2 tRNA genes and 3 rRNA genes are annotated in these 5576 nt (G+C 54.3%); all 5 read right to left on the reverse strand.

What is annotated here, in order from left to right:
• Nucleotides 1-56: 56 nt before the first annotated feature.
• The 5 genes from rrf to HV711_RS32715 all read right to left on the reverse strand — a co-directional run bounded on the left by rrf (nucleotide 57) and on the right by HV711_RS32715 (nucleotide 5359).
• Nucleotides 57-170 (reverse strand): 5S ribosomal RNA (rrf, locus tag HV711_RS32695).
• Nucleotides 171-336: 166 nt separating this feature from the next.
• Nucleotides 337-3215: ribosomal RNA gene (locus tag HV711_RS32700) — 23S ribosomal RNA — on the reverse strand.
• A 305-nt stretch (nucleotides 3216-3520) separates the two neighbouring features.
• Nucleotides 3521-3596: transfer RNA gene (locus HV711_RS32705), tRNA-Ala, on the reverse strand.
• A 78-nt stretch (nucleotides 3597-3674) separates the two neighbouring features.
• Nucleotides 3675-3751, reverse strand: a tRNA-Ile gene (locus tag HV711_RS32710).
• A gap of 75 nt (nucleotides 3752-3826) precedes the next feature.
• Nucleotides 3827-5359 (reverse strand): 16S ribosomal RNA (locus HV711_RS32715).
• The 16S, 23S and 5S rRNA genes sit together here with 2 tRNA genes alongside, the layout of an rRNA operon.
• Nucleotides 5360-5576: the final 217 nt, after the last annotated feature.

Here is a 5576-nt window from a genome sequence, read left to right on the forward strand (position 1 = left end):
GCCGTAAACGCAGAAACCCCACCTTTGCGGGGTGGGGTATCTGACGGTGGTGGGGAGCCTGACGATTACCTACTTTCACACGGGTAATCCGCACTATCATCGGCGTGGAGTCGTTTCACGGTCCTGTTCGGGATGGGAAGGGGTGGGACCGACTCGCTATGGTCATCAGGCTTTGACGGGTTGCCGTACTGCCGGTGGGGCAATACAGCCAATCTGGAAGAAGCAGTTTCTGGTGATGCTCACCAGGCGATGCGGGGTTGTGCTGTATCGGGCACAACATGGATCTCAACCTGTGCGTCTTTTTTCCCGCTCATGGGAACAAGACACACCTGTTATAGGATCAAGCCTTACGGGCAATTAGTATCAGTTAGCTGAACGCATTACTGCGCTTACACACCTGACCTATCAACGTCCTGGTCTTGAACGACCCTTCAAGGGGCTCGAAGCCCCGGGGATATCTCATCTTAAGGCGAGTTTCCCGCTTAGATGCTTTCAGCGGTTATCTCTTCCGAACATAGCTACCCGGCGATGCCACTGGCGTGACAACCGGTACACCAGAGGTTCGTCCACTCCGGTCCTCTCGTACTAGGAGCAGCCCCCTTCAAATATCCAGCGCCCACGGCAGATAGGGACCAAACTGTCTCACGACGTTTTAAACCCAGCTCACGTACCTCTTTAAATGGCGAACAGCCATACCCTTGGGACCGGCTACAGCCCCAGGATGAGATGAGCCGACATCGAGGTGCCAAACACCGCCGTCGATATGAACTCTTGGGCGGTATCAGCCTGTTATCCCCAGAGTACCTTTTATCCGTTGAGCGATGGCCCTTCCATACAGAACCACCGGATCACTATGACCTGCTTTCGCACCTGCTCGACTTGTCGGTCTCGCAGTTAAGCACGCTTATGCCATTGCACTATCAGCACGATTTCCGACCGTACCTAGCGTACCTTCGTACTCCTCCGTTACACTTTGGGAGGAGACCGCCCCAGTCAAACTGCCTACCATGCACTGTCCCCGATCCGGATGACGGACCAAGGTTAGAACCTCAAACAGATCAGGGTGGTATTTCAAGGATGGCTCCACGCAGACTGGCGTCCACGCTTCACAGCCTCCCACCTATCCTACACAGACCGGTTCAAAGTCCAATGCAAAGCTACAGTAAAGGTTCATGGGGTCTTTCCGTCTAGCCGCGGGGAGATTGCATCATCACAAACACTTCAACTTCGCTGAGTCTCGGGAGGAGACAGTGTGGCCATCGTTACGCCATTCGTGCAGGTCGGAACTTACCCGACAAGGAATTTCGCTACCTTAGGACCGTTATAGTTACGGCCGCCGTTTACCGGGACTTCAATCAGGAGCTTGCACCCCATCATTTAATCTTCCGGCACCGGGCAGGCGTCACACCCTATACGTCCACTTTCGTGTTTGCAGAGTGCTGTGTTTTTATTAAACAGTCGCAGCCACCAGTTTATTGCAACCCCTTCACCCTCCTCGCGCAGGCGAGTCAAGCTACAGGGGCGTACCTTATCCCGAAGTTACGGTACCAATTTGCCGAGTTCCTTCTCCCGAGTTCTCTCAAGCGCCTTAGAATACTCATCTCGCCCACCTGTGTCGGTTTGCGGTACGGTCTTGTTGAACTGAAGCTTAGAGGCTTTTCCTGGAACCACTTCCGATTGCTTCGTCTCCGAAGAGACTGGCCTCGCACCCTTGAATTCCGCGCCCGGATTTGCCAAAGCGCCTTCTCCAATGCAAGGACCGGGACTTCCAACACCCGGACAACCTTCCGCGATCCGTCCCCCCATCGCATTCAACAATGGTGCAGGAATATTAACCTGCTTCCCATCAGCTACGCATTTCTGCCTCGCCTTAGGGGCCGACTCACCCTACGCCGATGAACGTTGCGTAGGAAACCTTGGGCTTACGGCGAGGGGGCCTTTCACCCCCTTTATCGCTACTCATGTCAGCATTCGCACTTCCGATACCTCCAGCACACTTTCCAGTGCACCTTCGCAGGCTTACGGAACGCTCTCCTACCATGCATATAAATATGCATCCGCAGCTTCGGTATATGGCTTAGCCCCGTTACATCTTCCGCGCAGGACGACTCGATCAGTGAGCTATTACGCTTTCTTTAAAGGATGGCTGCTTCTAAGCCAACCTCCTGACTGTTTTAGCCTTCCCACTTCGTTTCCCACTTAGCCATATTTGGGGACCTTAGCTGGCGGTCTGGGTTGTTTCCCTCTTGACACCGGACGTTAGCACCCGATGTCTGTCTCCCGTGATTGCACTCTTCGGTATTCGGAGTTTGCTATGGCGTAGTAATCCGCAATGGACCCCACAACCATGACAGTGCTCTACCCCCGAAGGTGAGACACGAGGCACTACCTAAATAGTTTTCGGAGAGAACCAGCTATTTCCAGGTTTGTTTAGCCTTTCACCCCTATCCACAGCTCATCCCCTAACTTTTCAACGTTAGTGGGTTCGGACCTCCAGTACGTGTTACCGCACCTTCATCCTGGCCATGGATAGATCACCTGGTTTCGGGTCTACACCCAGCGACTGAACGCCCTGTTCGGACTCGCTTTCGCTACGCCTGCCCTAATCGGTTAAGCTTGCCACTGAATGTAAGTCGCTGACCCATTATACAAAAGGTACGCCGTCACCCCTTACGAGGCTCCGACTGTTTGTATGCATGCGGTTTCAGGATCTGTTTCACTCCCCTCCCGGGGTTCTTTTCGCCTTTCCCTCACGGTACTGGTTCACTATCGGTCGATCACGAGTATTTAGCCTTGGAGGATGGTCCCCCCATCTTCAGACAGGATTTCACGTGTCCCGCCCTACTTCTCGTACACCTAGTTCTTCCTCGCTGTTTTCGCCTACAGGGCTATCACCTGCTATGGCCGCACTTTCCAGAGCGTTCGGCTAACAATGAGAATAAAGAGTACAGGCTGCTCCCATTTCGCTCGCCACTACTTTGGGAATCTCGGTTGATTTCTTTTCCTGCGGTTACTTAGATGTTTCAGTTCACCGCGTTCGCCTCACATGACCTATGGATTCAGTCATGGATACTCCATTCGGAGTGGGTTTCCCCATTCGGATATCGGTGGATCAAAGCTCGTTTGCCAGCTCCCCACCGCTTTTCGCAGGCTACCGCGTCCTTCATCGCCTGTGATCGCCAAGGCATCCACCACATGCACTTGTTCGCTTGACCCTATAACGGGTATGTCTCATCGTGTTGCCACGACAGGACCCACTCGCTACAGGTTGAGTATTCGTGTTGCGCCGTATTCCAAAGCGATCTTTCGATCACCTTTAAAATACATCGATACAATCACAACCCTGATTCACCTACTCGCGCACCCATCTCCAGGTACACTTTCGTGAATCTCTTTACTACTTCTTCCTGATTGTTAAAGAACGGTCAGCCGATAGCACGACTGGATCGTGCATCACGCCGACTGGCTCAATTGCCAATGCTTAACGCTCAGCTCGCACTGAACACTAGGCATTGGGAATTGGTGGAGGATGACGGGATCGAACCGACGACCCCCTGCTTGCAAAGCAGGTGCTCTCCCAGCTGAGCTAATCCCCCGCGGGTCACACAGATACAGGGCACCTCAGTGAGCACACCTCAGCGAGCACCCTTCGGTCAGCCACCACACACGACAGCTGGTGGGTCTGGATGGATTCGAACCATCGACCCCCGCCTTATCAAGACGGTGCTCTAACCGACTGAGCTACAGACCCCTGCGTCTGTCTGCGTTTCTTTACTTACAGCCGATAAGCGTGAGCGCTCAACACCCTGGACGCGTCAAGCTCTGGAAAGGAGGTGATCCAGCCGCACCTTCCGATACGGCTACCTTGTTACGACTTCACCCCAGTCATGAATCCTACCGTGGTGACCGTCCTCCTTGCGGTTAGACTAGCCACTTCTGGTAAAACCCACTCCCATGGTGTGACGGGCGGTGTGTACAAGACCCGGGAACGTATTCACCGCGGCATGCTGATCCGCGATTACTAGCGATTCCAGCTTCACGCACTCGAGTTGCAGAGTGCGATCCGGACTACGATCGGTTTTCTGGGATTGGCTCCACCTCGCGGCTTGGCGACCCTCTGTTCCGACCATTGTATGACGTGTGAAGCCCTACCCATAAGGGCCATGAGGACTTGACGTCATCCCCACCTTCCTCCGGTTTGTCACCGGCAGTCTCCCTGGAGTGCTCTTGCGTAGCAACTAGGGACAAGGGTTGCGCTCGTTGCGGGACTTAACCCAACATCTCACGACACGAGCTGACGACAGCCATGCAGCACCTGTGTGATGGCTCCCTTTCGGGCACTCCCACCTCTCAGCGGGATTCCATCCATGTCAAGGGTAGGTAAGGTTTTTCGCGTTGCATCGAATTAATCCACATCATCCACCGCTTGTGCGGGTCCCCGTCAATTCCTTTGAGTTTTAATCTTGCGACCGTACTCCCCAGGCGGTCAACTTCACGCGTTAGCTACGTTACCAAGCCAATGAAGGCCCGACAACCAGTTGACATCGTTTAGGGCGTGGACTACCAGGGTATCTAATCCTGTTTGCTCCCCACGCTTTCGTGCATGAGCGTCAGTATTGGCCCAGGGGGCTGCCTTCGCCATCGGTATTCCTCCACATCTCTACGCATTTCACTGCTACACGTGGAATTCTACCCCCCTCTGCCATACTCTAGCCCGCCAGTCACAAATGCAGTTCCCAGGTTAAGCCCGGGGATTTCACATCTGTCTTAGCGAACCGCCTGCGCACGCTTTACGCCCAGTAATTCCGATTAACGCTTGCACCCTACGTATTACCGCGGCTGCTGGCACGTAGTTAGCCGGTGCTTATTCTTCCGGTACCGTCATCCGCCACGGGTATTAGCCACGACGTTTTCTTTCCGGACAAAAGTGCTTTACAACCCGAAGGCCTTCTTCACACACGCGGCATTGCTGGATCAGGGTTGCCCCCATTGTCCAAAATTCCCCACTGCTGCCTCCCGTAGGAGTCTGGGCCGTGTCTCAGTCCCAGTGTGGCTGGTCGTCCTCTCAGACCAGCTACAGATCGTCGCCTTGGTAGGCCTTTACCCCACCAACTAGCTAATCTGCCATCGGCCGCCCCTGTAGCGCGAGGTCCCGAAGGATCCCCCGCTTTCCTCCGCAGAGCGTATGCGGTATTAATCCGGCTTTCGCCGGGCTATCCCCCACTACAGGACACGTTCCGATGTATTACTCACCCGTTCGCCACTCGCCGCCAGGCCGAAGCCCGCGCTGCCGTCCGACTTGCATGTGTAAGGCATGCCGCCAGCGTTCAATCTGAGCCAGGATCAAACTCTTCAGTTCAAACCTGTTACTGTTTTCGGGCTCTCTCGAACCCGGTCGCTCACTCAACGTACTGACGAATGATTAACCTCACCCTTCCGAAGAAGAGTCAGGCAACCTTCCTTTCATTACTGTGTGAGACTTGATACTTTCGCTTTTTCCGCCAGACCCCGGAGAGTCCGGCGTAGCGTCGTCGCATCAAGCGCCCACACTTATCGGCTGTTAGTTTTTAAAGATC

The sequence above is a fragment of the Paraburkholderia phenoliruptrix genome (assembly GCF_902859825.1).
GTDB classification, from domain to species: domain Bacteria; phylum Pseudomonadota; class Gammaproteobacteria; order Burkholderiales; family Burkholderiaceae; genus Paraburkholderia; species Paraburkholderia phenoliruptrix.